Here is a 24,435-nt window from a genome sequence, read left to right on the forward strand (position 1 = left end):
CCTGAGAAAGGCACCCCGTGAAGATTGTCGCAGCGGACGTCATCGTCTCCAGCCCGGACCGCAACTTCGTCACCCTGAAGATCACCACCGACGACGGGGTCACCGGACTGGGCGACGGCACCCTCAACGGGCGGGAACTGGCGGTCGCCTCGTACCTGCGCGACCACGTCGTCCCGCTGCTGATCGGGCGGGACCCGCACCGCATCGAGGACACCTGGCAGTTCCTTTACCGCTCCGCGTACTGGCGGCGGGGCCCGGTGACCATGGCGGCGATCGCGGCCGTGGACGTCGCCCTCTGGGACATCAAGGCCAAGGCCGCCGGCATGCCGCTCTACCAGCTGCTGGGCGGCGCGTCGCGGACCGGCATCATGGCGTACGGCCACGCCTCGGGGCGGGACGTCCCGGAGCTGTTCGACTCGATCCGCCACCATCTCGAACTCGGCTTCCGATCGATCCGGGTCCAGACGTCCGTCCCGGGCATCAACGCCGTCTACGGGGTCGCCGCGCAGCCCAGCGCCGACGGCACGCGGTACGACTACGAGCCGGCGCAGCGCACGCCACTGCCGGCCGAGGAGGACTGGGACACCCGCTCCTACATGCGTCACCTGCCCGGCGTCTTCGAGGCGGTACGCAACGAGTTCGGACCCGAGCTTCCGCTGCTGCACGACGGTCACCACCGGATGACCCCGATCCAGGCCGCCCGGCTCGGCAAGGACCTGGAGCCGTACGACCTGTTCTGGCTCGAGGACTGCACTCCCGCCGAGAACCAGGAGGCCCTGCGCCTGGTCCGCCACCACACGACCACGCCGCTGGCGATCGGCGAGGTCTTCAACACGGTGTGGGACTACCAGACGCTCATCCGCGAACAGTTGATCGACTACGTCCGGTCCGCCGTCACCCACACCGGGGGCATCACGGCGATGCGCAAGCTGCTCGACTTCGCCGCGCAGTACCAGATCAAGTCCGGCATCCACGGCCCGACCGACATCTCGCCGGTCGGCATGGCCGCCGCCCTGCACCTCGACCTGGCCATCCACAACTTCGGCATCCAGGAGTACATGCGGCACGGCGCCCTGACCGACGAGGTCTTCCGGCAGTCCTTCACGTTCGCCGACGGCTACCTCCACCCCGGCGAGCAGCCGGGTCTGGGCGTCGAACTCGACGAGGAGGCCGCCGAGCGGTTCCCGTACGTGCCGGCCTACCTGCCGTTCAACCGGCTCAAGGACGGGACCGTCCATGACTGGTGAGCAGGGTGCCGCCGCCGGGCCCGGCCGCCGGCAGCCACCCCGGCACGTCGTCGTGATGGGCGTGTCCGGTGCCGGCAAGACGACCGTGGCGAGGGGAATCAGCGACGTCGCCGGCCTGACCTTCGCCGAGGCCGACGAGTTCCACTCCGCGGCCAACGTGGCGAGGATGAGTGCCGGGGTACCCCTCGACGACGAAGCCCGCTGGCCCTGGCTGCGTGCCCTCGCCGACTGGATGGCCACCCGTGACGCCGAGGGCGTGTCGACGGTGCTGGCCTGCTCGGCGTTGAAGCGGTCCTACCGGGACGTGCTCCGGCAGGGACCGCCGAGCGTGGACTTCGTCCACCTGGACGGGACCGCGGAGGTCATCCGGGAGCGGATGGCCCGACGCGCCGGGCACTACATGCCGGCGAGCCTCCTGGACTCTCAACTGGCCATCCTGGAGCGGTTCGAGCCGGGCGAGCCGCCGGGCCTGGTGCTCGACGTCGCGCTGTCTCCGGAGCAGCTCGTGTCGGCCGTGGTGGACCGTCTCGGACTGCCCACCGGAGCCGCCGTCGTCGGCGGGTAGCCCCTCGCCCGCCATGCCGCCGTCACCCCGACCGAGGTCGAGGTGACGGCGGTGGTCTGGGTCCGTTTGACTGGCCCGATCTCCATTGCCTGACTAAAGTCAGCTATATGACGCTCGATCTCGTCGCCGCAGTGCGGCGCTTCAACCGGACCGTGACCCAGCGCGTCGGCGCGCTCGACGACGAGTACATGGCCTCCGGACGCCCTCTCGCGCAGGCGCGACTGCTGTGGGAGATCGGTCCGGACGGCGCCGAGGTCGCGGCGCTACGGGCCCGACTCGGCCTGGACTCGGGCTACCTCAGCCGGCTGCTGCGCACCCTGGAAGGCGACGGGCTGGTCACGGTCGGGCCGGCCGAACCGGTCGGCGGTGACGCGCGGGTCCGGGTGGCCACGCTCACCGAAGCCGGGCGGGCGGAGTGGACCGCCCTCGACGCGCGCTCCGACCAGCTCGCCTGGTCGATCCTCGAACCGCTGTCAGGGCAACGACGCGAGCAGCTCGTCGCGGCGATGACCCAGGTCGAGCGGCTGCTCATCGCGTCGATGGTGGTCGTCGAGCCCTGCCCGCCCAGCGATCCGCGCGCCCGGGCATGCCTGCGCGCCTACGCCCGGGACCTCGCCCGGCGCTTCGACGACGGGTTCGACCCGGCACTGAGCAAGCCTGTCCACGACGAGGAACTCGTCCCGCCCGCCGGCGTGTTCCTGCTGGCCACGCTGAACTCCGAGCCGGTCGGCTGCGGCGCGGTCAAACTGCACCCCGACGCACCTGCCGAGATCAAGCGGGTCTGGGTGGCGGACACCGTGCGCGGTCTCGGCATGGGCCGGCGGATACTGAGCGACCTGGAGCGGTACGCGGCCGAGCGAGGCTGGACCAGCGTACGGCTGGACACGAACCGGAACCTCACCGAGGCGATCGCCATGTACCACTCGTCCGGGTACCGGGAGATCGAGCCGTACAACAGCGAGCACTTCGCTCACCACTGGTTCGAGAAGCAGCTCGACCCGGCCGGGCGCTGGGGCGGCGCGTGAGAGTGGTCCGATGTGGGGGCCTGGCGCGGGCCGGCTTCAGTCGCGCCCGGCACCGCGATCGGGTGCGCTCATGTCCCCCGTCCCGGGCGTGCCACCGGCGAGCCCGTAGCGCAGGTACACAGTGCCCTTCGGACTGGCCACCGGCGGTTCGAGAAGTGTGAGGTTCGCGGGCACCGCGCCACCGTCGAACACCTTCTTGCCGACGCCGAGCACGATCGGGTGCACCCAGAGGTCCAGACGGTCGAAGAGCTTCTCGCGCAGGAGGGTCTGCACCAGGTTCAGGCTCCCGACGACCTTCACGTGTTCGTGCCGGTCACGGATCTCGCGTACCGCGCCGGCCAGATCGGGGCCGAGCTGCGTGGACCCGGCCCAGGAGAGGTCGGGCCTGCCGCGGGAGGCCACATACTTCGGGACGCGGTTGAAGAGTGTGGCGATCTCGTTGTCCTCGCCGCCCTCCTGGTGCGGCCAGTAGGCGGCGAAGATGTCATACGTCCGCCGGCCGAGCAGGAGGGCGTCCGTGCCCTCGTACGCGGCGAACACCTGCGCCCCGGCGACCTCGTCCAGCAGGGGCGCCTGCCAGCCGCCGAACGGGAACCCCACCGGGTCCTCGTCGGGGCCGCCGGGCGCCTGCCCGACGAGGTCGAGGGTCGCGAACAGTTCGATGTGGAGGAGGCCCATGCCGTACTCCTGATGGGTTGATCGTCTCGGTCGGGAGGTAGACCTGTGGGCGCCGGCAGACTCATCGCCGCGACGGCACCCCGTTTCGTACCCGCCGACCCACCCGGCCGGACCGTCGCACCGGCCCTCCCCCGCGCACCGTACAACACTGACCGCGTCCAAACTGGTGGCTGCCCACGTCCGGTGTCACCGCAGAGATCCTTCGGGTCGAGCCGTCCCCGATAGACCCGGTCGACGGCGCGGCCACGCACCCCGACGATCCTGCCGCCGGCGACCGCGATGTCCATCGCGTCTCCGTTGGAGTGCAACACCGACGCCGACTGGACCCACCGATCGACGTCCGCCTCGGTGCGGTCACCGTCGAGGAACCGGTCCACCCGGACCGGCCACTCCTGCCCCGGCCCGTACGGGGTTCGCGCACCCCACGGATCGGCGATCCGATCAACCATCACGCGCTCCTCTCGTCGAGGACATGTCGGACACCGCCCACACCGGCATGGGCCGACCCGACACCCGACCGTACGACCAGTCCACAGCGGTGACCAGGACCACCGCGCCGGCCGCGATGAGCAACTGCGTCGGGGTACGCAGCAGGCCCAGACTCACGATCAGCGTCGTCGCGCCCGCCGGGGGATGCGACGCCTTCAGCAGCACCAGAACCAGCATGGTCACGGCCAGCGACCCTGCCGCCGCGACGACCCGCAGCCCGTCGACCCCCTCCTGAAGCGCCGAGGGGTCGTCGGACAGTCCGCAGACGACAAGGAACACGTACCCGGCCAGCAGGGCCACCCCGTGCCCGATGAAGGTGCTGCGGGGCGACGACTGGGGCGCGTCCGGCTTCTCCACGTGCAGCATCACCGCCGGCCCGAGACTGGGAAACAACCACGGCTGATGGGTGAGGACCGCGACCGCGCCGGCAACGACGACCGCCAGCGCGCTGCCTGCGAAGGCGTGCACCGACCGCCGCAGCTGCCTCATCGGACTCCCCTCCGCCTCTGATCGTCACACTTCTCCCGTCCTGGTCAGCGCAAACAACCAACCCGCCCGCAGGGTTTGTCCGCCTGAGGGCCGGGAACTCGGGGCGACCTCCCTCTGGCCACGACAGGAGCGGACGAACGATGACGCGACGTTCCACGGTCACCACCGCCGCGCGACCGGGCACGGACGTGCTCACGCTCGGCGTGGAGGAGGAGTACCTGCTCCTGGATCCGGAGACGGGCGTGAACTTGCCGGTGGCCGACCAGGTCCTGACCGCCCTGCATGGCGAAGCCCGCGAACAGAGCCGTCAGGAGTTCCGGCACAGCATGATCGAGATGGTCACGCCCGTCTGCACGGACCTCGACGAGCTCCGGGACCAGCTGGTGGAGCTGCGCGAGGCCGCGTCGCGAGCCGCCGCGAACGCGGGCGCCCGCCTGGTGGCGGTCGGTGCGACCCCCGTCGCGGAACCACACCGGTCAGTGCCGGACAGGCCGCGCTACCACGCCATGTCGGACCGCTACGGGCCCGTCGCCCACGACCCCGCCGTCTGCGGCTGCCACATCCACGTCGGCATCCCCGACCGCGAACTGGCCGTGCAGGTCTGCAACCACCTGCGGGTCTGGCTGCCAGTCGTCCAGGCCATCACCGTCAACTCACCCCTGCACGACGGGGCCGACACCGGCCACGCCAGCTGGCGCTCCATGCAACTCGAACGCTGGCCCAGCATCGGCCCCACCCCGCACTTCGCCTCCACCGCCGATTACGACCAGACCGTCGCCGCGCTGGTCACCGCGGGAGTGATGCTCGACGAGGCGATGGTCTACTGGTACGCCCGACCGTCCGCCGCCTACCCGACGGTGGAGATCCGGGTCGGTGACGTGTGCTCCACCGTCGACGACACGGTGCTGGTCGCCGGGCTGGTCCGCGCGCTGGTCGCCACCGTGATCGAGGACATCAACGCCGGAGTCGCCGTGCCCCGGGTCCGAGGCTGCCTGGTCTCCGCCGCGCACTGGCGGGCAGCGCACGATGGCCTCGACGGCACCCTGATCGACCTGCGCGCCGGCGGAGCCCGCCCCGCCTGGGAACTCATCGACGAACTCTTCGCCACCGTCGCACCGGCGCTCCTGCGCCACGGCAACCTCGGCTACGTTCTGGCCCAACTGGCCCGGCTACGCCGTGACGGCACCGGCGCCCATCGACAGCGCCGGACGCTCGAGCGCACCGGCGACCTCCGCGCCGTGCTGGATCTGCTGGCGACACAGACCACCGCCCGGTGACGGCCTGGATCCGCGGCGCGCCGGTTCTGCCTGGTCACCGACCACCCACCGGAGGCCGCACCCCGGCGCGGGACCCTACCTCCGCCGTCCGGATTCGGCGTGGGCGGCGGCGCGCGGCAGCGGGCCCACGTCGGAACGGCGACCGGGATGCAACGCCGCGTGCCGCTGGCCGGGGCCGGCGCCGTCGCGGGAGGCGAGGGCATCCGCGACCGCTCCGGTAGCGGTCATCACCGCCGCCCCCGCCAGCCCGGCCACCAGCCCCTGCCACACCGCACGCCTCAGCATGGCCACCCCCTACCCGCCGGTTGGGCGCCTACACCCGCCAAGCTGGGGGCGGAGCCCTTAGCCCGGGGCTCGGGATCGTGTCGGCCCGAGCAGGCACCAGCCTCCTCGGGCCGGGGGTGTCACCGGTTGCGTGGTGCCACCAGCCCCGATTCGTAGGCGAGGACCACGAGTTGGGCGCGGTCGCGGGCATGGAGCTTGGCCATGGCCCGGTTGACGTGGGTCTTGGCGGTCAGTGGACTGATCACCATGCGTTCCGCTATCTGGTCGTTGGACAGGCCCTGCGCGACGAGGGCCACGCTCTCGCGCTCGCGGTTGGTCAGCCCCTCCAGCCGCCTGTCAGCGGCTGTGTGGAGCGGCTCGGTGACGTACCGATTGATCAACTTGCGGGTGATCGACGGTGCGAGGAGCGCGTCGCCGCGCGCGGCGACGCGCATGGCGTGCAGGAAGTCCTCTGGCTCGATGTCCTTGACGAGAAATCCGGCGGCCCCGGCGCGCAGGGCGTGGAAGACATGTTCGTCGAGGCCGTAGTTGGTCAGGATGACGACGTGCACCCGGGCCAGCGCCGGGTCCGCGGCGATGCGCCGGGTCGCCTCGATGCCGTCCATGACCGGCATCTGGATGTCGATGAGCGCGATGTCGGGCAGGTGTTCCCTGGCGAGAGCCAGGCCCTCCTTCCCGTCGGCGGCCTCGGCCACCACCTCGATGTCGTCCTCGACGTCGAGGAGCGCCCGGAAGCCGCTGCGAAGGAGCGGCTGGTCGTCGACCAGCAGGACGCGGATCATGACGGCCAGGCCACGGGCAGATCGGCCTGGACGGTGAAGCCGCCCTCGTTGCGTGGTTCGGCGCGCAGTCGACCGCCGAGGGCGGTGACTCGTTCGCGCATCCCGAGCAGCCCGACGCCGGGAATCGGGGCGGCGTCCGGTGTAGCCCTGCCGTCGTCGTCGACTCGTATCGCGAGGGCGTCCGGACGGTAGTCGACCCGGACCGACGCCGTGGCGGCGGCGGCATGACGGGCGATGTTGGTCAGCGACTCCTGAACGATCCGGTACGCGGTCCGGTCCACCGCGGCCGGCACGTCGTGCCGTTGTCCCTCAATGGTCAACGTCGCGTCCAGGCCCGCCATGCGGGCCCGTTCCACCAGTTCCGGGAGGTGGTCGAGCCCGTGTGGCGGGGTCGTGTCGTCGCGCAGCGTCTCCAGGGTCGCGCGCAGTTCGCGGTTCGCCTCACGACCGGCCTCGCGGATCGCCAGTAGGGCCTCCGGCACCTGCTCTCCGCGCTTGCGGGCCAGGTGGACGGCCACTTCGGCCTGCACCTTGATGATCGAGATCTGGTGGGTGAGTGAGTCGTGCAGCTCCCGCGCGATGTGCAGCCGCTCCTCGTCCGCGCGCCGCCGCGCGGTCTCCTCCCGGGTGCGCTCGGCCTCGTCCGCCCGCCGCTCGGCCTGCCGCAGCGCTTCCCCCGCGGCACCGGCGGCGATCAGCCACGCCAGTTCGAGAGCACCCCGGGCCCGCGCGAGCGCCTCACCCACGGGCATGTCCTGCGGCGGGGCGAGGGCCGCGAGCGGGAGAGCGGCCAGCATCAGCACGGCCGCCACGACCGTGCTGACGCGGTGGCCCGCCCGCACGGCGGCGTACACCGCGAACAGGAACGCGACGGCGGGCACCTCAATACCGACCGCCTGGTAGCCCACCGCGCAGAGCCCGGTGACGGCCAGGACGGGAACCGGAGCCCGGCGGCGCGCGGCCAGCGCCAGGCCCCCGGCCGCCAACAAGGCATAGCCGAGCAGGTCGGTATCCGCGGCAGGGCTCCCGGACCGCCCAGCGACCAGCAGCACGGCCGCCACGCAGACCGCGATCGCCCAGTCTCTGACACCGGCCCGAACACCGGACCGTCCTGTGCTCATGCGCGCACCTTAGCTGGATACCGCCGGCCGGCGACTCCTGCTCACGGAGGACCGACCGCCTACCGCGCACGCAGTATCTTCGCGGCGCCTGCGGCGTCTGCGGCAGCCGGGTGCAGCAGCGGCGGCAGCGCGAAGTGCATCCGGCTGTGGGACGACCGGCGGCGCCACCGGCGACATGCTGAGCCTCGTATCCAGACGCACGAAAGAGGAGCTAGACATGAGCCGATCCGGAGCCCTGATGTCAGTCCGACTTGTCCTTGCCTCGACCGGAGCCGCCCTGATCGGAACTCTCGGGCTCGCCGCGCCGGCCGCCGCGCACGTCGCGGCTGAGCCGATCGCCGCCGGTGTCGGCACCATGAGCACCGGAAGACTCGGGGCATCCGTGGGCGCCCTGCTGGGGCTGGCCGGCGTGATCATCGGTGGGCTGGCCCTGGCCCGCCCCACCAGTCGTATCGGCATCGGGAACGGACGAGTCGGAGCCACGATGGCCCTGGCGGTGGGGCTGATCGGCATCGCCCTCGGCGGTCTGGTCGTGGCCACCTCCGACAGTGGCATCGGCACCGGCAACGGGCGAGGCGGAGCCTACGTGGCCCTGGTGGTGGGGCTGATCGCCGTGGTTCTCGGTGGCCTGGCCCTGGCTCGCTTCCGCCGCGCCGGCTGATCGGCGACGGCGACAGCACGGCCTGTGCGACGGCCGACCTCGACGGTCGTGGGCACGTCGCGTGTTGCGCCATCATCGAATGTCTATTGCCCACCGGGCTGAACGAGTGGTAGTCATCTTGGAGAAGGTTGATCACCAAGCGACCCGAGAGGCGACCATGCCCGTATCCGCGTCCAGCCACCCGAGCACCCGGATGGTCGGCACCGCGACCACCTCTGTCCGGTAGGGATCGACCGGCGAGTGTTCGAAACCCGTGGACCGTCCATCGCACCGAGACATCGGGGTACGGCTGGCGGGCGTCGCCGCGCCGGCGGCGGTGATCCCCGCAGCCGGCGCGGCGCAACCACGAGCGGCCGAACCCTCCCGTCCCGACCGCTCCCGGCGGTCCCTCGGGCGCGGGCCCCACCGTGCCGGTCGGCCAACCCGGCACGATCTCCCGCACCCCCGAGAAAGGTGGACCAAATTCATGAACCACCCGCAGAACGAAGGGCTGAGCCGGCGCCGCATGCTGGGCGGAGCAGCCGGACTGGCCGCTGGTGCCGCGGTGGTCGCCGCGGGGCTGCCGTCCGCTGCCGCCGCCGCACCCGCGCGGACCGCGCCCGACGTCGCCCGCTGGCGCAGGCAGGCCGCACACGTGACGATCACCCGGGATGACTGGGGCATCCCGCACGTGGTGGGCAGGACCGACGCCGACGCGGTGTTCGGGATGATGTACGCCCAGGCCGAGGACGACTTCAACCGGATCGAGAGAAACTATCTGGTGAGCCTCGGTCGCCTCGCCGAGGCCGAGGGCGAGAGCGCCATCTGGCAGGACCTGCGCCAGCGGCTGTACGTCGATCCCTCGGCGCTGAAGCGGGACTACGCGCACTGCCCGTCCTGGCTGCGCAAGCTGATGCAGGCCTGGGCCGACGGGCTCAACTACTACCTCGCGACACACCCCGAGGTGCAGCCGCGCGTGATCAGGCGGTTCGAGCCGTGGATGCCGCTGAGCTTCTCCGAGGGCAGCATCGGTGGCGACATCGAACGGGTGCCACTCACCCAGCTCGAAGCCTTTTACAGCGGGCGCTCGGTGCCGTTGACCGATGAAGAGCGCGGGCTGCTGTTCCGCGAGCCCAGTGGCTCGAACGGCATGGCGATCGCGCCGAGCCACACGCGCAACGGCCACGCGTTGCTGTTGATCAATCCGCACACCAGCTTCTTCTTCCGCTCCGAGCAGCACGTGACGAGCCGGGAGGGGCTCAACGCCTACGGCGCGGCCACCTGGGGGCAGTTCTTCATCTACCAGGGTTTCAACCCGAACACCGGCTGGATGCACACGTCGAGCGGCGTCGACAACGTCGACGAGTTCGCCGAGACGATCGTGACCGGCGCGGATGGGCGGCACTCCTACCGCTACGGCGACGCCCTCCGGCCGGTGCTGACGAAGACGATCACACTGTCGTATCGCACGGCCGATGGCGGGCGCGCTCGGCGCAGCTTCACCACCTTCGCCACCCACCACGGCCCGATCGTGCGAGAAGCGGACGGCAAGTGGATCGCGTTCGCGCTGATGAACAAGCCCGTCGAGGCGCTGCAGCAGAGCTTCCTGCGCACCAAGACGCGGGACTACGCGGACTTCATCCAGGTGGCGGGCCTCAAGGCCAACAGCTCGAACAACACGCTCTTCGCGGACTCCAGGGGCGAGATCGCGTTCCTGGTGCCGCAGTTCATGCCGAGGCGCGACGATCGCTTCGACTACCGCAGGCCCGTCGACGGCAGCGACCCGGAGACCGACTGGCGCGGACTGCACAGTCTCCGGAGTCTCCCGCAGGCGGTGAACCCGAGAAACGGCTGGGCGTTCAACACGAACAACTGGCCCTGGACCGCGGCCGGCACGGACAGCCCCGACGCCGCCGACTATCCGCGCTACTTCGACCAGGCCGGGGAGAACCCCCGCGGACCGCAGGCGATCCGGGTGCTCAGCGCCCGGAACGACTTCACCCCGCAGACGCTCATCGCCGCGGCCTTCGACACCTACCTCACCGCCTTCGCCCGGCTCGTGCCCGGGCTGGTCGCGGCGTGGGACAAGCTGCCCGAGGGCAACCAGCAGAAGGCGACGCTCACCGGTCCCATCGGCCTGCTGCGGGGCTGGAACTACCGCTGGAGCGCGCAGTCGACCGCGACGTCGCTGGCGGTGTTCTGGGGGGAGGCGCTCTGGACACCCCTGGCCCAGGCGGCGCGAGACGCGGGCATGTCGATGTGGGACTACCTGGCCGAGCGCGCCACCGACGCGCAGCGGCTCGCGGCGCTGGAGGCCGCGGCGGATCGGCTGACGCAGGATTTCGGCAGCTGGCAGGTGCCCTGGGGCGAGATCAACCGCTTCCAGCGCAACGACGGCGCGATCGTCCAGACGTTCGACGACGCCAAACCGAGCAGCCCGGTGCCCTTCACGTCCGCGCAGTGGGGCTCGCTCGCCTCGTTCGGGGCGAGGCGCTACCCGGGAACGAAGCGCTACTACGGCACCAGCGGCAACAGCTTCGTGGCGGTCGTGGAGTTCGGGCCGAGGCTGCGGGCCTGGGCCGTAACGGCGGGGGGCGCGAGCGGCCACCCGGACTCGCCGCACTTCAACGACCAGGCCGAACGCTACGCGAGCGGCAACCTCCGGCCCGTCTACTTCTACCCCGAGGACCTCAAGGGCCATGTCGAGCGACGCTACCGACCGGGCACGTGACCAGTCGCCGACGGCGACCTCATCGGTGCTGCGCTCGTCGAGGTCGAGGTCGATGACGCCGACGTAGGGCAGTTCGTCGACGTCGTCGCGTGTCCCGGCCGGTCACCCGGTCGCTGCACGCGTCGGCGTCGGCGCTGGCCCTGCGCATCCGCCGCAGTGCCGCGGATCTGCTGGTGAACTGCTGCCATCCGCCCTGCCGGCTCAGGGCGTGGCGAGGGTGTGCAGCGTTTCGGTGGTCGCCGGGTCGGCGGGGAAGAAGGCCTCGATGGCCAACCCGGAGACAGTGACATCCAGCGGCGTGCCGAAGAGGGTCGTGGTGCTGACGAAGGACAGCGCCTGGTCGTTGTGGCGGTACCGGAGCGGAACGACGACGCGCGAAACGGCGTCGTCGATCGGTGCCGCGTGGGCGTTGCCGCCGGGATAGCCGCGCAGTTCCTCGTGCAGTTCGTGCAGAACCGGGTCGTTGGCCGCCGCAGCCTGCTGGCGCAGCCGGTTGAGCAGGTGGGCGCGCCACTCCGGCAGGTTCAGGATTCGCGGTGCCATGCCGTCGGGGTGCAGGCTGAGCCGCAGCACGTTGATCGGTGGTGTGCGGAGGTACGGCTGCGCACCGGCGGTGAACAGGGCGACGGCAGGGTTGGCCTCGACGAGATGCCAGTGCCGGTCGACGAGTAGCGCGGGGTACGGGCCGTGTCCGTCGAGGATCTGCCGTACGGCGGCACGTACCGGCGCCAGTTCCGGATCGCTCAGCTCGTGACTGGGGTAGACGGGCGCGTAGCCGCCGGCCAGCAGCATCGTGTTGCGCTCAGCCAGCGGCATCTCAAGCTGCTCCGCCAGCCGCAGGATCAGTTCCGGGCTCGGCCGGGATCGCCCGGTCTCGACGAAGCTCAGATGCCGGGCCGACACCCCCGCCTCGATCGACAGGTCGAGCTGACTCATCCCGCGAGTTCGGCGCCAGTCGCGCAGCAGCTCCCCCACCGGTCGTCCCGGCCTGGTCATGGTCGTCACGCCACCGACCCTAATGACCGCGTCGGCGCGGCGGCCATTACCTGCGACGTAATCGACAGCCTGCCACGGCGCCGGAAATCATCTGCTCCAGAGGCGACCATTCTGGCGATCGAGGAGAGATCCATGGCAACCACATTCGACCTGCTGGCCGAGCGGTACATCGCGATCTGGAACGAGACCGATCCGGCGAGGCGGCGCCGCGACATCGACGACCTGTGGGCCCCCGAGGGCCGCTACGTCGACCCGCTGGCCGTCGCCGAGGGCCGGGACGCGATCGACGCGACGATCGCCGCCGCGCAGAGCCAGTTTCCCGGCATGACGTTCCGGTTGGCCGGGCCGGTCGACGGCCACCACAACCAGGCCCGCTTCACCTGGGAACTCGGGCCGGAGAACGTCGAGGCGCCAATCGCCGGCTTCGACGTCGCAGTGACCGACGGCAGCGGACGGCTGACCCAGGTGCTCGGCTTCCTGGACCGGCTCCCAGCGGCGTAGGGAGCTCCGGGGCCGCGGACACCCAGCGGCCCGCTGCTCGACACGACCGGCACAGGCGCCGGGAGACCGGCCTCAACGGAGGAAGACCCATGACCGCGTACGCGCTCGCACACCTGCGCAAGGCACCAGTCCACGCCGACGTGCTGGAGTACCTGGAGCGCATCCAGGCCACCCTCGCCCCGTTCGAGGGCCGGTTCATCGTCCACGGCGGGACCATCGACGTACTGGAAGGCGACTGGCCGGGTGACGTGGTGATCATCGAATTTCCCGACCTGGTCACGGCCCGCTCCTGGTACCACTCCAGCGCCTACCAGGAGATCAAACCCCTGCGGACGAGGCACCTCACCGGCGAGGTGATCCTCGTCGAGGGAGCGGAGACCGACCACAGCTCGTCGCAGATGGCTGCCGAAATCCGTCATGTTGATGGTCGGTAGCCTCGCTGATGCGGGGTCAGACCCGTCTGCGCGGCGGAAGGGCGGCGGCAGGCCATGCGGGTGACGATGACGAGTGCCGCGGCTCGGCCCGGCCGCGCGAACGAGGACTTCACCGGGGCCGTACCGACGGCGGCGGTGCTGATCGACGGCGCCGGCATTCCCGGCGCCGAGTCGATCTGCCGGCACGGCGTGGCCTGGTACGCGAGCCGCCTGGGAGGCAGCCTCCTCAGCCTCCTGTCACTCGTGCCGGACCGCAGCCTTCCGGCGCTGCTCGCCGAGGCCATCGAGCAGGTGACGAACGCCCACCGGGACACCTGCGACGTCGCCGACCCCATCAGTCCGTCGGCGACCGTGGCGATCCTGCGCCTGTCCGACGGCCTCATCGAGCACCTGGTGCTCGGTGACTCGGTCGTCGTGCTCGACCGAGCGGATGCTGCGCCCCTCGTCGTCTCCGATCCCCGAGAGGTGATCATCAGTCGGTCGTACCAGTCCGCGCTCGAGGCCGTCGCCGAGGGCAGCGACGAGTACCACCGGATCCTCCGGGACCTGCGCGCCAACCGGAACCAGCCGGGCGGCTTCTGGGTGGCCAAGGACGACCCGCGGGCGGCAGACGAGGCGATCACCGGCAGCTGTCCGGTCTCCGAGCTGACCGGCGCCGTCCTGCTCAGCAACGGAGCCAGCCGCATCGTGGACCGGTTCCATCTCGCCGACTGGCCAGACGTCCTGGCCGGCCTGGCGTCGAGCGGACCGGCCGAGATCATCCGCCGCGTCCGGCAGGCGGAGGCGCACGACGCGGTGGCGGCGGACGACGCGACGATCGCACACTGCACCGATCTCGGCGGGGCGTGACGCGGTGTCACGTACCCCCGGTTGTCGCGGCTGACCACGAGGGCGCAGCCCGCCGTCGTGGCCAGGTTGGCCGGTCCGGTTCCCGCGCCGGTTGCCGGGGTACCGCCGCTGGCAGGACCGAGGGAGGGACGCACCGCGCCGCGCCGGCGCCGGGTCACGGTTTGCCCCCGGACCGCAAGTTCCTCACCCCGGTCTTCGGCACCTCGTGCCCACCCAAGGGCCTCTCCGGGGTGATCCGCCGGTACTCCTCCCGCAGGTACAGCGAGGGACGCGCCGCCCACTGGCTGCTCCTGCTCGCGGCGGACAACTTCAACCGCCTGCGCAAGGTCAAGGCGAAGTACGACCCCCACAACGTCTTCCAGTACGAGCAGAGCATCCCGCCGGCGACACTCTGACCGGAGTTTCCCTCGCGAGCCCGATCCCGGCCAGGCGACGAGCGTGCTCAACAGATGGAGAAGGAGCGCGCTGGCGGTGCACGGCGATCGGGCTCCGCGAAGGCGGACTAACTGCCGGCGGGCACCTGGTCCTTGACCTCGTCGTAGCCGACCTTGGTGGGTGCCACGGTCGGCGCGTAGATCACGCGGATGACGCCCGTCGGAAACGCCTCCGTCGCCGTCACCTTCAGGTGGTACGCCGTGTCCCCCTCGTCGAACAGCTTGCGGCCCTTGCGTGCCGCGACCGGATGCACCAGGAGGCGCAGCTCATCGACCAGCCCCGCGGCGAGCAGTTGCTGCACCACGGAGATCGACCCGGGGATGAGGATGCCTTTGCTGGCGGCATCGGCCTTGAGCGCGGTGACGGCACCGATGAGGTCGCCCTTCATCAGCTCGGAGTTGCGCCAGGAGAACTCCAGCGGCTGGCGCGAGACGACCACCTTGCGCACGTCTCCGAGTTGCTTGGCGAGCGGTGCGTCCTCGCCACCCGCGGTCTCGCGGTCCGGCCATGCTCCGGCGAAGCTGTCATAGGTTTCGCGCCCGATGAGCAGCACGTCGGAGGTGTCATAGTCTTCGCCGACGGCGCGACCCATGTTGTCGTCGAAGTACGGGAAGTGCCAATCGGGGTCGATCTCCGCCACACCGTCGGCGGAGATGAACAGCGTAGAGATGACCTTTGCCATCGGGGTGATCCCTTCGTGTCAGGTGGTGTCGGTGGGTAGACCGGCGCATCATCCCAAACTCATCGGCCGGCCTGGGGCCTCACACGACGAGAAGCTCGACATTTCGTGCTCGTCGCGAGACGTCGCCGCAGACCGCGGCGCACACGGCTGTCGCGGTAGGTTGCAGGGTCATGGCCACGACCGCCGACGTCCGTCACGAACTCGCCAGCCTCGCCGACCCACGTCGGGCCGAGGGATCGAGCCGGTTTCTCCAGATGATCCCGGGCGGATACGGCGAGGGCGACCGGGCAATCGGCGTCTCCGTGCCGGAGCAACGCAGGGTGGCCGCCCGGTGCTGGCGCGACCTCTCCCTCGCCGAGACAGCGGAGCTGCTGAGCAGCAGCGTGCACGAGGAGAGGCTGACGTCGCTGTTCATCCTGGTGCGGAAGTTCACCAAGGGTGACGAGGAGGAACGGGGCCAGATCTTCCGCCTCGTCCTGGCCAACACCGGCCGCATCAACAACTGGGACCTGGTGGACTCGTCCGCGCCGTACATCGTCGGCCCCTGGCTGATCGACAAGGACCGCGGCGTCCTGGATCGGTTGGCCGGGTCAAGCCTGGTGTGGGACCGGCGCATCGCCATCATGGCAACGTTCGCCTTCATCAAGGCCGGTGACTTCAATTGGACCTTCCGCCTCAGCGAACGGCTCCTGCGCGACCCGCACGACCTGGTTCACAAGGCGGTTGGCTGGATGCTGCGCGAGGCAGGAAACCGGGACAGAGCGGCGGAGGAGGAGTTCCTGGCCCGGCACTACCGGGTCATGCCGCGCGTCATGCTGCGGTACGCGATCGAGAAGTTTGAACCGCAGCGACGTAGGGAGTACCTGACCGGCGTGGTCCAGATGACTGATGACGCCGGGTGGTGGGCTCGTTAACCTCTCCCCCGTCGACCGGCAGGTGCGGACGCCGGAGCGCTACTCGCCCAGGAGTTGCTCGCGCAGGATGTCTGCGTGCCCGCAGTGCTGGGCGAGCTCGCGCAGCACGTGGAGGTACACCCAGCGCAACGGGAGCGGGCCGCGTCGGTTGCCGTACACCAGGTCGTCCAGCCCGAGGGATGACGTCGCGTGGCGTGACGCCTGGCATGCCTCGTGGTGTGCTCGTCGCACGCTGGCGACCGTGTCGTCGTCATCGAGGATGAAGGACTCGTCCGGCGTCGCGGGGATACCGATCTCGGCGCGTGGCCGGCACGTGACGGCCTCGTCGAACCAGACCTTCTCGACGAAGGTCGCGTGCTTCACCAGGCCCAGCAGCGTGGTCCGGGACGGCACCAACGAACGGCGCGCCTGCTCCTCGGTCAGCCCGTCCAAGCAGTCATTGAGCGCGCGGCGGTGCTCATCGAGAAACGCCTCGAACTGGACCTCGGCCGGTTGGGCGATCACGTCTTCGGCGAACGTCGCCGGGAGGGAGGACATCTGCGAAGCATCCCACGGCCGTTCTACGCGGCGCGGTGAGCCGGCCCCGCCGCCGGGTGACGGGGCCGGCTCGACCGGTCGGCTCCGGTCAGCTGTTCAGCTTGGCGAGCAGGGCGGTGGCCATGCCCTGCTCTCCCCGGGCGTTCGGGTGGAACGGGGCAGCCGAGTTCTGTGGCATTAGTCCCTCGACCCACCGCGTGCCGCTGCCCTTGCACGCGTCGCGGCCGATCGACGGGGCGTAGACGTCGGCGTAGGTGGCGCCGTTCGCGGTCGCGGTGCTGGCCAGCATCGCGTTGAGCGACTTCTCGATGCCGCGCAGGTACGGCACGTCCTGGTAGGCGATCGGGACGACGGGCCAGCAGCCGTATCCGGTGTCCGGCAGGATCGCCGGGTACCCGAGCACCACGACCCGCGCGCCCGGCGCGGCCCGGCGGACCGCCTGCAGCACGGCGGTCACCTTCGGCGTGGCAGCGGCGATCCGGGCCTGCAACTGGTCGGTGCCGCCGGCGGTGTACCGGTTCTTGCACGGAGATCCGAGCGGGCTGCTGAGGCTCGCCTCCGCACAGGCACTGATGATCCCGGAGAAGCCGATGTCGTTGCCGCCGATCTGCACCGTCACCAGTGCCGTGTTCGACGTGACTGCGCTGAGCTGCGGTGGCACCGCGATGCCCAGCTGGCCGCTGCCACCGTAGAGGATGTCGTCCGTGGTGGCGCCGGAGCAGCTCACGTCGGCCAACGACGACGAGCCGGACGCGGCAACCAGCGATGGGTAGTTGCGGTTGGACCGTAGGCAGTTCAGGTCGACCTGGGTGGGGATCAGCGGACCGGCGGTGTACGAGTCGCCCAGCGCGACGTACCGGCCGGCGGGCACGGCGGCGCTGGCGGGTGTGGCGACGGCGAGCAGCACGCCGACGGTGGCCACGGCGAGTGCGGCCAACCGGGCGGCTGCCGGCAGGAACGGCAGGCGGGGACGGGTCATGACGCCTCCCAAGGGGGATGACGATGGTGGTGGTGCCGAGATCCTGTCGCCCCCAATTGCGAACGTCAATATAGATGTGCCTCACTAAATGCTGTTCCGGGGTGTGGGACCGGGGGGTAGGCGAGATTCCGCGAAAGCTGATCGCGTCGGATCAGCCCGGACGTCAGGTCAGCGCCGATCGTCAGCGAAGACCGCACGCGGGTCGAGGTGCCGGCCATTCGCGTACTCCTCGCCGAAGGCCGCCGGGCCGAGCGCCTCGATCGCGGCGGCGCGCACCTTGGCGAGGTCGGCCGCGTCGTCAGGGTCCGGCACCTGGCCGAGCGACGCGAACGCGGCGTCCGCGACACCGATCATCAGCGCCGCCCGCAGGTGATCCGCTTCGGCCGAGGCGAGCGCGGCGCCCCGCCACGCAGACGTACGGCACGAAGTCGGCCCAGCCGTTGCGGAAGACCCGTTCACGCCCCTCGGCGAACAGGTTCCTCGCCCCGTCGAGATTGCCCAGACCCAGCTCACAGAACGCGAGGTTGTGATACTCGGAGTTGACCGTCATCGGCTGGTCGAGTGACTCGTTGAGAGCGATGCTCTCCCGATAGAGATCACGAGCGCGGAGCAGGTCGCCGGACATGCGGGCCACGGCGGCCAGCACGTGCCTCGGCCGTTCCTCGAGGCGGCGGTCACCGGAGCGCAGCGCGACCTCGAGGGCCTCCCCCGCCCGGGCCGCTCCGCCCGGCAGGTCACCGCCGCGGATGGCGACCCGGGCCAGGCTGTATCGGGCCTCGACCTCGCCCGCCGGGTCGCCGGCCGCCCGGGCGCGCTCGATCTCGGCCTCGCTCATGCGCACCACGGCGCCGGTCTCACCCCGCCGGAAGGCCGAGCGCACGTTCTCACTGAAGTTCATGGGGTCCTCTTGCGGTCGTGCGGCGGATCAGCTTGGTGGACACGTCCCGCCTCGTTTTCGAGCCGGGGTCTCCGGTCACCGTGCGTGGAACACGGTCCAGTTCTCCACGAGACCGAAGCCCATCGACTCGTAGAGCGGCCGGCCCATCGCGCTGGAGTGCAGGTAGGCCGCGTCCGCGCCGGCTGCGATGCCGTCCCGCAGTACGGCCTCGGTGATCGCCCGGCCGAAGCCACCGCCCCGTGCGGACGGAACGACGGCGATGTTGAACACGCCGACCACACCGGCGGTCCGCATCCCGAGCCCGGTGCCAACGGGCCGGCCAAGTTCCTCGGCCAGATAGCCGGTGATGGGGTCGGCGTCGAGCACCGCACCGCCCATCAGCGAGCCGAAGATGCCCTCGGGAGCATCGAAGCCCCGGGTGAGGGCCTCGGTGTAGAGGTCGCTCTCGTCCGCGCCGACCTGGCGCACCAGCTCCCGCTGCGCCGTGTCGGGCCGGAGCACGATGTCGCCCGCGGTGCAGGCCAGCAGCGGCAGATCACTGCGTTCGAACAACCCGTGCCGGGCAGCGAAATCGGTGACCTCTTCGCCCGCCTCGCCCCGAACCATGATCGACCAGCGCGTCGCCTGCCTGCCGACCTCGGTCGCCATCTCGTCGAGCGACCCGAGATCCGGATCCCGAGTCGTGTCGTAGGCCACGTTCAACGTTGCGACGCCGGCGTGGGTCACCGCCGCGCGGGCGGTGCCCCGCTCGGCGTACCAGCCCTTCGGGGTTACCTCGCAGAGGAACTCGATGGCGTCGAAATACGCCGCCGCCATCCGATCGGCGGTCCTGCTCATGCCTGTCTCCCCCACGCTCAAAGAAAGAACGGACGTTCTTGTTCACCTGGCACGGCCAGGTCATCGCCCCGCCGCGCAGCATATCGCCGACGGATTTCAGAAAGAACGATCAGTCTTAGGGGTAGGATCCCACGATGGCGACCACCCGGCAGTCAGCACCCCGCGAGCAGCTCCTCGCGGCGGCGAGCCGCCTGTTCTACACCGTCGGCATCAACAGCGTCGGGGTCGACCGCGTCCTTCAGGAGGCCGGAGTCACCCGCGCCACGCTCTACCGGCACTTCACCGGCAAGGAGGCACTCGTCGTGGCGTACCTCAAACGCGAGGACCAGATGATCCGGGCCCTGTGGAACGACGGCCTCGGCCGCGCCGTCTCCGCCGACCACGCGCTCGAAATGGCCATCGAGGGGATCGCCGAAGACGCCTACCGACACCACAACCACGGCTGCCCCTTCACCAAGGCGGCCGGCGAGTTCCCCGATCCCGGAAGCCCGGTGCGCCAGGTGATCAGCAAGCACCGCGCCTGGTCCCTCGCCGAGCTGCGGCGCCTGCTCGGGGAGGCCGGCCGCGACGACGTCGACGCCAAGTCCGAGACCCTCGCCATGCTGCGCGACGCCCTCATGGTCGGCTGCTTCCTCGACGACCCCGACACCACCCGCCGCACCTTCGTCCGCAATGCGCGCTGGGTGGCCGGCCTGCGCTGAGCTGCTCGGCGGCGAGTGTCCCACCGGGTTGGCGAATCACGCCCGTACGCCCCGGTCGGTGTTGTTCGATGTCATCCAGCCGTTCCCGCCGTTGGCCGCTGAGCGAGCTGGAACGAAGGAGGGAATGCATGGAGGAACGCACAACGGTGCCGTTGACGGTTGTCGGCAGCCGCACGGAGGCGGAACTCATCGTCGGCCTGCTGCGCAGTTACGGCCTCAGAGCCGTCGTTGCGGCGGATGACGTCGGCGGGCAGGAGCCGCACCTACAGCTGCAAGGGGTCCACGTGCTGATCGCCGCCGACGACGAAGCCGCCGCCCGTGAGATCCTGGCCGCCGTCGAGCAGGACGGGACGGACGGGCCGAGCGGGAGACGTTGACACCGGAGCCCCGTCGCCCGAAGGGCGATACGTCCGTCCGTCCGGCCCGGCCGAAGGTCGCCAGCAGGAGGGAAGGTCAAGCCTGGGACGTCGTCCGCTGATCTCCCCCATACCGCAGTGGGAGGGCATCCGAACACCGGATCCGCCGCTGTCCTGGTTCGTGCGAGGCTGCGCGGACACACAGTCGCTGCGCGGGCCGACGGGCCGGTGGAGCCGACGGACACGGGGGCGACGTGAGCGGCGACGAACGAATCCGCGGCCTGGCCGGGGTGATGGAACCTCGGCCCGCGACACCCGTCGGTCCCGCGATGACACAGGTGGTCCTCGTCGGTGCGCTCGGGTTGGTCGCGCTTCCGGTGCTGCTCTGGATCGGGCTGATGGTGCCATCGAACTGGAGCAACTGCTGCCGAGGTTGCCGTTCCACCTCCGCCGCTGAGATCGGGACTGTCGGCCATCGTCTTTATTTTCACGGCCATGTCGGCTGCCTTCACCACCCTGTGGACCCAGGACGTCTGCCGCGAGCTGCGCAGACAGCGCGTGGGGCAGCGGCCCCCGGTGGCGTTCAGCGGGTTGCACCAGTCGCTTCCCAGTTGGACGAGCGTCGGCGTCGGCGACGATGTCTTCGCGCTGCACGTCAACCGGTGCGTGGTCCACGTGGTGAGCCGTCTTCGCGTGTTGGACAAGCAGCCGCGCGAGTGTTGCGGCGCCGCGCCGACAACATGGGGCGGGACGGTCTATCCCGGTCACGATGAGTGGGCGGTGCTCGGTGCCGGCGGATGCGAGGCGAGCCCTGTGCACGTGGAGGCGACACCGACCCGCTTCGACGTCGCCATACCCGGCGACCTGCTCACCGTGCTGACCTGGCGCAACCGACGCGGGGACGAGCGCACCCTGAAGTACGTCGCCGACGGCCGTCTCAAACGCTCCATCAGCCTTCAGGGCCTCTATCGCCTGACCGACGAGTCCGCCGCTCGACTGGGCGCGCTGCTCGACAACGCGCCAACCCCGACCCGAACGGCATAGATCGTCCACGCGCGTCCACCGTGACGGTCGACGCGCCGTGCAGGCGAGCCCCGGTCGATCGCTGATGGATCGACCGGGGCTCGCCGTGTGGAGCCGGGTCAGTCGAGGTCGAACCGGTCCAGTTCCATGACCTTGGTCCAGGCTGCGACGAAGTCAGTCACGAACTTGTCGCGCGCGTCCTGGCTGGCGTAGACCTCCGCGAGGGCCCGCAGCTGGGAGTTGGAGCCGAAGATGAGGTCGACCGCGGTCGCGGTCCACTTCACCTCGTCGGTGGCCAGGTCCCGGATCTCGTACACGTGCTCGTCGGACTCCGACGCCTTCCACCGGGTGCCCGGGGAGAGCAGGTTGGCGAAGAAGTCGTTGGTGAGCACGCCGGGCCGGTTGGTGAGGACACCGTGCTGCGCGCCGCCGACGTTGGCCCCGAGGGAGCGCAGACCGCCGACGAGGACGGTCATCTCGGGCGCGGACAGACTGAGCATGTAGGCACGGTCGAGGAGCAGCACCTCCGGCTGGGTCTTCTCACCGGGACGCAGGTAGTTGCGGAACCCGTCGGCACGCGGCTCGAGGACCCGGAAGGACTCGACGTCGGTCAACTCCTGCGTGGCGTCGGTGCGGCCCGGGTGGAACGGCACGGTCACCTCGACGCCGGCGTCGCGCGCCGCCTTCTCGACGGCGGCCGAGCCGGCCAGCACGATCAGGTCCGCGAGCGAGATCTTCGCGCCGCCGGCCTCGTTGAACTCCCGCTGAATGCCCTCGAGGGTCTCCAGCACCGCCGCGAGCTGCTCGGGCTGGTTGACCTCCCAGCTGCGCTGCGGCTCGAAGCGGATCCGCGCGCCGTTGGCGCCGCCGCGCTTGTCGGTGGACCGGAAGCTGGCGGCGGAAGCCCAGGCGGTGGAGACCAACTGGGCGGTCGTGAGGCCGGACTCCAGGACCTTCGCCTTCAGAGCGGCGATGTCGGCGTCACCCACGAGCTCGTGGTCGACGGCCGGCACCGGGTCCTGCCACAGCTGGGGCTCCGCCACCCACGGGCCGAGGAAGCGGTCGATCGGACCCATGTCGCGGTGCAGCAGCTTGTACCAGGCCTTGGCGAACGCCAGCGCGAACTCGTCGGGGTTCTCCAGGAAGCGGCGCGAGACCTTTTCGTACGCCGGATCGAAACGCAGGGCCAGGTCGGTCGTGAGCATCGTCGGCTTGTATTTCTTGGACGCGTCGAACGGGTCCGGGATGATCTCCGGGGCGTCCTTGGCGACCCACTGCTTCGCACCGGCGGGGCTCGTGACGAGCTCCCACTCGAAGCCGAAGAGGATCTCGAAGAAGCGGTTGCTCCACTGCGTCGGCACGTCGGTCCACGTCACCTCGAGGCCGCTGGTGATCGTGTCCCGGCCCTTGCCGCTGCCGTGGCTGCTCAGCCAGCCCAGGCCCTGCGCCTCCAGCGGGGCACCCTCGGGCTCCGGGCCCACGTGGTTGTCGGCGGGGGCCGCGCCGTGGGCCTTGCCGAAGGTGTGGCCACCGGCGATGAGGGCGACCGTCTCCTCGTCGTTCATCGCCATCCGGCCGAAGGTCTCCCGGATGAAGTACGCCGCCGCCTTCGGGTCCGCGTTGCCGTTCGGGCCCTCCGGGTTGACGTAGATGAGGCCCATCTCGGTCGCGCCGACCTCGGGCGTCATCTCGGCCTCGCCGACGTAGCGCTCGTCGCCCAGCCAGGTGTCCTCGGGACCCCAGAAGATCTCCTCGGGCTCCCAGACGTCCTCGCGGCCGAAGCCGAAGCCGAAGGTCTTGAAGCCCATCGATTCCAGGGAGACGTTGCCGGCGAGCACGAGCAGGTCGGCCCAGGAGATCTGCTGGCCGTACTTCTGCTTGACCGGCCACAGCAGCCGGCGGGCCTTGTCGAGGTTGGCGTTGTCGGGCCAGCTGTTGAGCGGGGCGAAACGCTGCCCGCCGTCGCCGGCGCCGCCACGACCGTCGTGGATGCGGTAGGTGCCGGCGGAGTGCCAGCTCATCCGGATCATCAGACCGCCGTAGTGGCCGAAGTCCGCCGGCCACCAGTCCTGCGAGGTGGTGAGGACGTTGACGATGTCCTGTTTGAGGGCCTCGACGTCGAGCTTGGCGAACTCCTTGGCGTAGCTGAAGTTCTCGCCCAGCGGGTTGCTCTTGGACGAGTGGGCGTGCAACACCGAGAGGTCGAGCTGGTTGGGCCACCAGTCCCGGTTGGTGCGCGGACGACCTCCGGTCTTCGGGGTCGGCGAGTCGATCGCCGGGTTCTCGCTCTCGCTGCCGTGCGCGGTCACGGAGTCGTGCGCGACCGGGCAGCCGGCCGCCTCCTTCTTGTCCACGCCCTGGGCGCTGGAGGGAGCGTTGTCCTGGGTGTCGCTCATGTACTTCCTTCCGAACTGACGGATCGCTGGGCGGTGCGTTCGGTCGCGCAGTCGGGGCAGGTGCCCCAGTAGACGACCTCCGCCTCGTCGACCACGAACCCGTGGTCGTCCGAGGCGGTGAGACAGGGAGCCTGGCCGACAGCGCAGTCGACGTCGGCGATCGCAGCGCAGGAGCGGCACACGATGTGGTGGTGGTTGTCCGCCACCCGCGCTTCGTAGCGAGCGGTCGCACCGGCGGGCTGGATACGCCGCACCAGACCGGCGTCGGTGAGCGCGCGCAGGACGTCGTACACCGCCTGGTGGGAGACCGTGGGGAGATCGGTCCGTACCAGCCGGATCACCGCGTCGGTGTCGACGTGCGGATGGTCGCGCAGCGCGGAGAGCACCGCCAGCCGGGGCCGGGTCACGCGCAACGAGACCGCCCGCAGCTGAGCCTCGAAGTCGGACGCCACGTGCCGAACATAGTCCACTTTTCTGGAGCAGTTCAAGTTTGGCTCAGCCTCGACCCGATAGGAGGAGTTCACCGAAAGGGCGAAACCCCGCGATATCAGACACGCTACCGCGCACC

At 70.4% G+C, this 24,435-nt stretch carries 28 protein-coding genes; 14 read left to right on the forward strand and 14 right to left on the reverse strand.

Translation table 11 applies throughout. The features are described 5' to 3' along the window. Positions 1-17: 17 nt before the first annotated feature. The 3 genes from manD (at position 18) to ABZU69_RS19395 (ending at position 2,837) form a co-directional block, all read left to right on the forward strand. The gene (gene manD / locus ABZU69_RS19385; RefSeq protein WP_354965717.1) at positions 18-1,247 is read left to right on the forward strand and encodes a D-mannonate dehydratase ManD; all 1,230 of its coding nucleotides are present in this window, start codon (positions 18-20) and stop codon (positions 1,245-1,247) included. Beyond that, positions 1,237-1,812 carry a gluconokinase gene (locus ABZU69_RS19390; RefSeq protein WP_354965718.1) on the forward strand — a complete coding sequence of 192 codons (576 nt, stop codon included), beginning with the start codon at positions 1,237-1,239 and terminating at the stop codon, positions 1,810-1,812. Before manD ends, ABZU69_RS19390 begins: the two co-directional genes overlap by 11 nt. Before the next feature lie 107 nt (positions 1,813-1,919). Next, positions 1,920-2,837, forward strand: a complete 918-nt coding sequence (locus ABZU69_RS19395) for a helix-turn-helix domain-containing GNAT family N-acetyltransferase (RefSeq protein WP_354965719.1) — start codon at positions 1,920-1,922, stop codon at positions 2,835-2,837. Between the two features lie 36 nt (positions 2,838-2,873). Here the strand turns inward: ABZU69_RS19395 and ABZU69_RS19400 are convergent, their stop codons facing one another. Both ABZU69_RS19400 and ABZU69_RS19405 read right to left on the reverse strand, forming a co-directional pair. Beyond that, a complete protein-coding gene (locus ABZU69_RS19400) occupies positions 2,874-3,515 on the reverse strand; it encodes a dihydrofolate reductase family protein (RefSeq protein WP_354965720.1) in 642 nt (213 codons plus the stop codon). Between the two features lie 441 nt (positions 3,516-3,956). Next, positions 3,957-4,493 (reverse strand): HPP family protein, encoded by a 537-nt coding sequence (locus ABZU69_RS19405; RefSeq protein WP_354965721.1) that lies wholly within the window; start codon positions 4,491-4,493, stop codon positions 3,957-3,959. A 140-nt stretch (positions 4,494-4,633) separates the two neighbouring features. Here ABZU69_RS19405 and ABZU69_RS19410 point away from each other — a divergent pair, with 140 nt between their 5' ends. Beyond that, positions 4,634-5,770, forward strand: coding sequence for a glutamate--cysteine ligase (locus tag ABZU69_RS19410; RefSeq protein WP_354965722.1), 1,137 nt, complete (start codon positions 4,634-4,636; stop codon positions 5,768-5,770). Positions 5,771-5,845: 75 nt separating this feature from the next. Here ABZU69_RS19410 and ABZU69_RS19415 read toward each other — a convergent pair whose 3' ends face one another. The 3 genes from ABZU69_RS19415 to ABZU69_RS19425 all read right to left on the reverse strand — a co-directional run bounded on the left by ABZU69_RS19415 (position 5,846) and on the right by ABZU69_RS19425 (position 7,958). Then, positions 5,846-6,055, reverse strand: coding sequence for a hypothetical protein (locus tag ABZU69_RS19415; protein WP_354965723.1), 210 nt, complete (start codon positions 6,053-6,055; stop codon positions 5,846-5,848). Between the two features lie 119 nt (positions 6,056-6,174). After that, positions 6,175-6,837 (reverse strand): response regulator transcription factor, encoded by a 663-nt coding sequence (locus tag ABZU69_RS19420; RefSeq protein ID WP_354965724.1) that lies wholly within the window; start codon positions 6,835-6,837, stop codon positions 6,175-6,177. After that, complete coding sequence (locus ABZU69_RS19425; protein ID WP_354965725.1) at positions 6,834-7,958, reverse strand: histidine kinase; 1,125 nt, start codon at positions 7,956-7,958, stop codon at positions 6,834-6,836. Before ABZU69_RS19425 ends, ABZU69_RS19420 begins: the two co-directional genes overlap by 4 nt. A 238-nt stretch (positions 7,959-8,196) precedes the next feature. Here ABZU69_RS19425 and ABZU69_RS19430 point away from each other — a divergent pair, with 238 nt between their 5' ends. Both ABZU69_RS19430 and ABZU69_RS19435 read left to right on the forward strand, forming a co-directional pair. Then, positions 8,197-8,619 (forward strand): DUF6223 family protein, encoded by a 423-nt coding sequence (locus ABZU69_RS19430; protein WP_354965726.1) that lies wholly within the window; start codon positions 8,197-8,199, stop codon positions 8,617-8,619. A gap of 466 nt (positions 8,620-9,085) precedes the next feature. Then, positions 9,086-11,329, forward strand: a complete 2,244-nt coding sequence (locus ABZU69_RS19435; protein WP_354965727.1) for a penicillin acylase family protein — start codon at positions 9,086-9,088, stop codon at positions 11,327-11,329. Positions 11,330-11,530: 201 nt separating this feature from the next. Here ABZU69_RS19435 and ABZU69_RS19440 read toward each other — a convergent pair whose 3' ends face one another. Beyond that, on the reverse strand, positions 11,531-12,325 hold the full coding sequence (locus ABZU69_RS19440) for a helix-turn-helix transcriptional regulator (protein WP_354965906.1): 795 nt from the start codon (positions 12,323-12,325) through the stop codon (positions 11,531-11,533). Positions 12,326-12,457: 132 nt separating this feature from the next. Here ABZU69_RS19440 and ABZU69_RS19445 point away from each other — a divergent pair, with 132 nt between their 5' ends. The 4 genes from ABZU69_RS19445 to ABZU69_RS19460 all read left to right on the forward strand — a co-directional run bounded on the left by ABZU69_RS19445 (position 12,458) and on the right by ABZU69_RS19460 (position 14,504). Beyond that, positions 12,458-12,826 carry a nuclear transport factor 2 family protein gene (locus tag ABZU69_RS19445; protein ID WP_354965728.1) on the forward strand — a complete coding sequence of 123 codons (369 nt, stop codon included), beginning with the start codon at positions 12,458-12,460 and terminating at the stop codon, positions 12,824-12,826. Between the two features lie 89 nt (positions 12,827-12,915). Next, on the forward strand, positions 12,916-13,260 hold the full coding sequence (locus ABZU69_RS19450; protein WP_354965729.1) for a DUF1330 domain-containing protein: 345 nt from the start codon (positions 12,916-12,918) through the stop codon (positions 13,258-13,260). Positions 13,261-13,326: 66 nt separating this feature from the next. Next, positions 13,327-14,109: a hypothetical protein gene (locus ABZU69_RS19455; protein WP_354965907.1), complete on the forward strand. Its 783-nt coding sequence runs from the start codon at positions 13,327-13,329 to the stop codon at positions 14,107-14,109. Between the two features lie 161 nt (positions 14,110-14,270). Then, the gene (locus ABZU69_RS19460; protein WP_354965730.1) at positions 14,271-14,504 is read left to right on the forward strand and encodes a BBE domain-containing protein; all 234 of its coding nucleotides are present in this window, start codon (positions 14,271-14,273) and stop codon (positions 14,502-14,504) included. A gap of 107 nt (positions 14,505-14,611) precedes the next feature. Here the strand turns inward: ABZU69_RS19460 and ABZU69_RS19465 are convergent, their stop codons facing one another. After that, the gene (locus tag ABZU69_RS19465; RefSeq protein ID WP_354965731.1) at positions 14,612-15,226 is read right to left on the reverse strand and encodes a dihydrofolate reductase family protein; all 615 of its coding nucleotides are present in this window, start codon (positions 15,224-15,226) and stop codon (positions 14,612-14,614) included. Positions 15,227-15,396: 170 nt separating this feature from the next. On the opposite strand from ABZU69_RS19465, the gene ABZU69_RS19470 reads away from it, so the two are divergent. Continuing rightward, positions 15,397-16,140, forward strand: coding sequence for a DNA alkylation repair protein (locus tag ABZU69_RS19470; RefSeq protein ID WP_354965732.1), 744 nt, complete (start codon positions 15,397-15,399; stop codon positions 16,138-16,140). A gap of 39 nt (positions 16,141-16,179) precedes the next feature. Here the strand turns inward: ABZU69_RS19470 and ABZU69_RS19475 are convergent, their stop codons facing one another. The 5 genes from ABZU69_RS19475 to ABZU69_RS19495 form a co-directional block, all read right to left on the reverse strand. Further along, the gene (locus ABZU69_RS19475) at positions 16,180-16,677 is read right to left on the reverse strand and encodes a DinB family protein (RefSeq protein ID WP_354965733.1); all 498 of its coding nucleotides are present in this window, start codon (positions 16,675-16,677) and stop codon (positions 16,180-16,182) included. 88 nt (positions 16,678-16,765) lie between these two features. After that, positions 16,766-17,656, reverse strand: a complete 891-nt coding sequence (locus tag ABZU69_RS19480; protein ID WP_354965734.1) for an SGNH/GDSL hydrolase family protein — start codon at positions 17,654-17,656, stop codon at positions 16,766-16,768. A gap of 168 nt (positions 17,657-17,824) precedes the next feature. Next, complete coding sequence (locus ABZU69_RS19485; protein ID WP_354965735.1) at positions 17,825-17,968, reverse strand: hypothetical protein; 144 nt, start codon at positions 17,966-17,968, stop codon at positions 17,825-17,827. Next, positions 17,955-18,554 carry a tetratricopeptide repeat protein gene (locus ABZU69_RS19490; RefSeq protein WP_354965736.1) on the reverse strand — a complete coding sequence of 200 codons (600 nt, stop codon included), beginning with the start codon at positions 18,552-18,554 and terminating at the stop codon, positions 17,955-17,957. Before ABZU69_RS19490 ends, ABZU69_RS19485 begins: the two co-directional genes overlap by 14 nt. Before the next feature lie 75 nt (positions 18,555-18,629). Beyond that, a complete protein-coding gene (locus ABZU69_RS19495) occupies positions 18,630-19,391 on the reverse strand; it encodes a GNAT family N-acetyltransferase (protein ID WP_354965737.1) in 762 nt (253 codons plus the stop codon). A gap of 134 nt (positions 19,392-19,525) precedes the next feature. Here ABZU69_RS19495 and ABZU69_RS19500 point away from each other — a divergent pair, with 134 nt between their 5' ends. The 3 genes from ABZU69_RS19500 to ABZU69_RS19510 all read left to right on the forward strand — a co-directional run bounded on the left by ABZU69_RS19500 (position 19,526) and on the right by ABZU69_RS19510 (position 21,492). After that, positions 19,526-20,092: a helix-turn-helix domain-containing protein gene (locus ABZU69_RS19500; protein ID WP_354965738.1), complete on the forward strand. Its 567-nt coding sequence runs from the start codon at positions 19,526-19,528 to the stop codon at positions 20,090-20,092. A 128-nt stretch (positions 20,093-20,220) separates the two neighbouring features. Further along, positions 20,221-20,469: a DUF2007 domain-containing protein gene (locus tag ABZU69_RS19505; protein ID WP_354965739.1), complete on the forward strand. Its 249-nt coding sequence runs from the start codon at positions 20,221-20,223 to the stop codon at positions 20,467-20,469. Positions 20,470-20,943: 474 nt separating this feature from the next. After that, entirely contained in the window at positions 20,944-21,492 is a 549-nt protein-coding gene (locus ABZU69_RS19510) for a hypothetical protein (RefSeq protein ID WP_354965740.1), read from the forward strand. A gap of 98 nt (positions 21,493-21,590) precedes the next feature. Here ABZU69_RS19510 and katG read toward each other — a convergent pair whose 3' ends face one another. Beyond that, the gene (gene katG, locus ABZU69_RS19515) at positions 21,591-23,867 is read right to left on the reverse strand and encodes a catalase/peroxidase HPI (protein WP_354965741.1); all 2,277 of its coding nucleotides are present in this window, start codon (positions 23,865-23,867) and stop codon (positions 21,591-21,593) included. Next, positions 23,864-24,319: a Fur family transcriptional regulator gene (locus ABZU69_RS19520; RefSeq protein WP_354965742.1), complete on the reverse strand. Its 456-nt coding sequence runs from the start codon at positions 24,317-24,319 to the stop codon at positions 23,864-23,866. The genes katG and ABZU69_RS19520 overlap by 4 nt, the downstream gene beginning before the upstream one ends. Positions 24,320-24,435 lie beyond the last annotated feature (116 nt).

The organism is Micromonospora sp. NPDC005206 (genome assembly GCF_040608175.1).
Classification (GTDB): Bacteria; Actinomycetota; Actinomycetes; order Mycobacteriales; family Micromonosporaceae; genus Micromonospora.

Coding starts and splice junctions, on each gene's coding strand:
- ABZU69_RS19390 (WP_354965718.1), top strand. CDS start 1,237: ATGACTGGTGAGCAGGGTGCCGCCGCCGGGCCCGGCCGCCGGCAGCCA.
- ABZU69_RS19395 (WP_354965719.1), top strand. CDS start 1,920: ATGACGCTCGATCTCGTCGCCGCAGTGCGGCGCTTCAACCGGACCGTG.
- ABZU69_RS19400 (WP_354965720.1), bottom strand. CDS start 3,515: ATGGGCCTCCTCCACATCGAACTGTTCGCGACCCTCGACCTCGTCGGG.
- ABZU69_RS19405 (WP_354965721.1), bottom strand. CDS start 4,493: ATGAGGCAGCTGCGGCGGTCGGTGCACGCCTTCGCAGGCAGCGCGCTG.
- ABZU69_RS19410 (WP_354965722.1), top strand. CDS start 4,634: ATGACGCGACGTTCCACGGTCACCACCGCCGCGCGACCGGGCACGGAC.
- ABZU69_RS19415 (WP_354965723.1), bottom strand. CDS start 6,055: ATGCTGAGGCGTGCGGTGTGGCAGGGGCTGGTGGCCGGGCTGGCGGGG.
- ABZU69_RS19420 (WP_354965724.1), bottom strand. CDS start 6,837: ATGATCCGCGTCCTGCTGGTCGACGACCAGCCGCTCCTTCGCAGCGGC.
- ABZU69_RS19425 (WP_354965725.1), bottom strand. CDS start 7,958: ATGAGCACAGGACGGTCCGGTGTTCGGGCCGGTGTCAGAGACTGGGCG.
- ABZU69_RS19430 (WP_354965726.1), top strand. CDS start 8,197: ATGTCAGTCCGACTTGTCCTTGCCTCGACCGGAGCCGCCCTGATCGGA.
- ABZU69_RS19435 (WP_354965727.1), top strand. CDS start 9,086: ATGAACCACCCGCAGAACGAAGGGCTGAGCCGGCGCCGCATGCTGGGC.
- ABZU69_RS19440 (WP_354965906.1), bottom strand. CDS start 12,325: ATGACCAGGCCGGGACGACCGGTGGGGGAGCTGCTGCGCGACTGGCGC.
- ABZU69_RS19445 (WP_354965728.1), top strand. CDS start 12,458: ATGGCAACCACATTCGACCTGCTGGCCGAGCGGTACATCGCGATCTGG.
- ABZU69_RS19450 (WP_354965729.1), top strand. CDS start 12,916: ATGACCGCGTACGCGCTCGCACACCTGCGCAAGGCACCAGTCCACGCC.
- ABZU69_RS19455 (WP_354965907.1), top strand. CDS start 13,327: ATGACGAGTGCCGCGGCTCGGCCCGGCCGCGCGAACGAGGACTTCACC.
- ABZU69_RS19465 (WP_354965731.1), bottom strand. CDS start 15,226: ATGGCAAAGGTCATCTCTACGCTGTTCATCTCCGCCGACGGTGTGGCG.
- ABZU69_RS19470 (WP_354965732.1), top strand. CDS start 15,397: ATGGCCACGACCGCCGACGTCCGTCACGAACTCGCCAGCCTCGCCGAC.
- ABZU69_RS19475 (WP_354965733.1), bottom strand. CDS start 16,677: ATGTCCTCCCTCCCGGCGACGTTCGCCGAAGACGTGATCGCCCAACCG.
- ABZU69_RS19480 (WP_354965734.1), bottom strand. CDS start 17,656: ATGACCCGTCCCCGCCTGCCGTTCCTGCCGGCAGCCGCCCGGTTGGCC.
- ABZU69_RS19490 (WP_354965736.1), bottom strand. CDS start 18,554: ATGAACTTCAGTGAGAACGTGCGCTCGGCCTTCCGGCGGGGTGAGACC.
- ABZU69_RS19495 (WP_354965737.1), bottom strand. CDS start 19,391: ATGAGCAGGACCGCCGATCGGATGGCGGCGGCGTATTTCGACGCCATC.
- ABZU69_RS19500 (WP_354965738.1), top strand. CDS start 19,526: ATGGCGACCACCCGGCAGTCAGCACCCCGCGAGCAGCTCCTCGCGGCG.
- ABZU69_RS19505 (WP_354965739.1), top strand. CDS start 20,221: ATGGAGGAACGCACAACGGTGCCGTTGACGGTTGTCGGCAGCCGCACG.
- ABZU69_RS19510 (WP_354965740.1), top strand. CDS start 20,944: ATGTCGGCTGCCTTCACCACCCTGTGGACCCAGGACGTCTGCCGCGAG.
- katG (WP_354965741.1), bottom strand. CDS start 23,867: ATGAGCGACACCCAGGACAACGCTCCCTCCAGCGCCCAGGGCGTGGAC.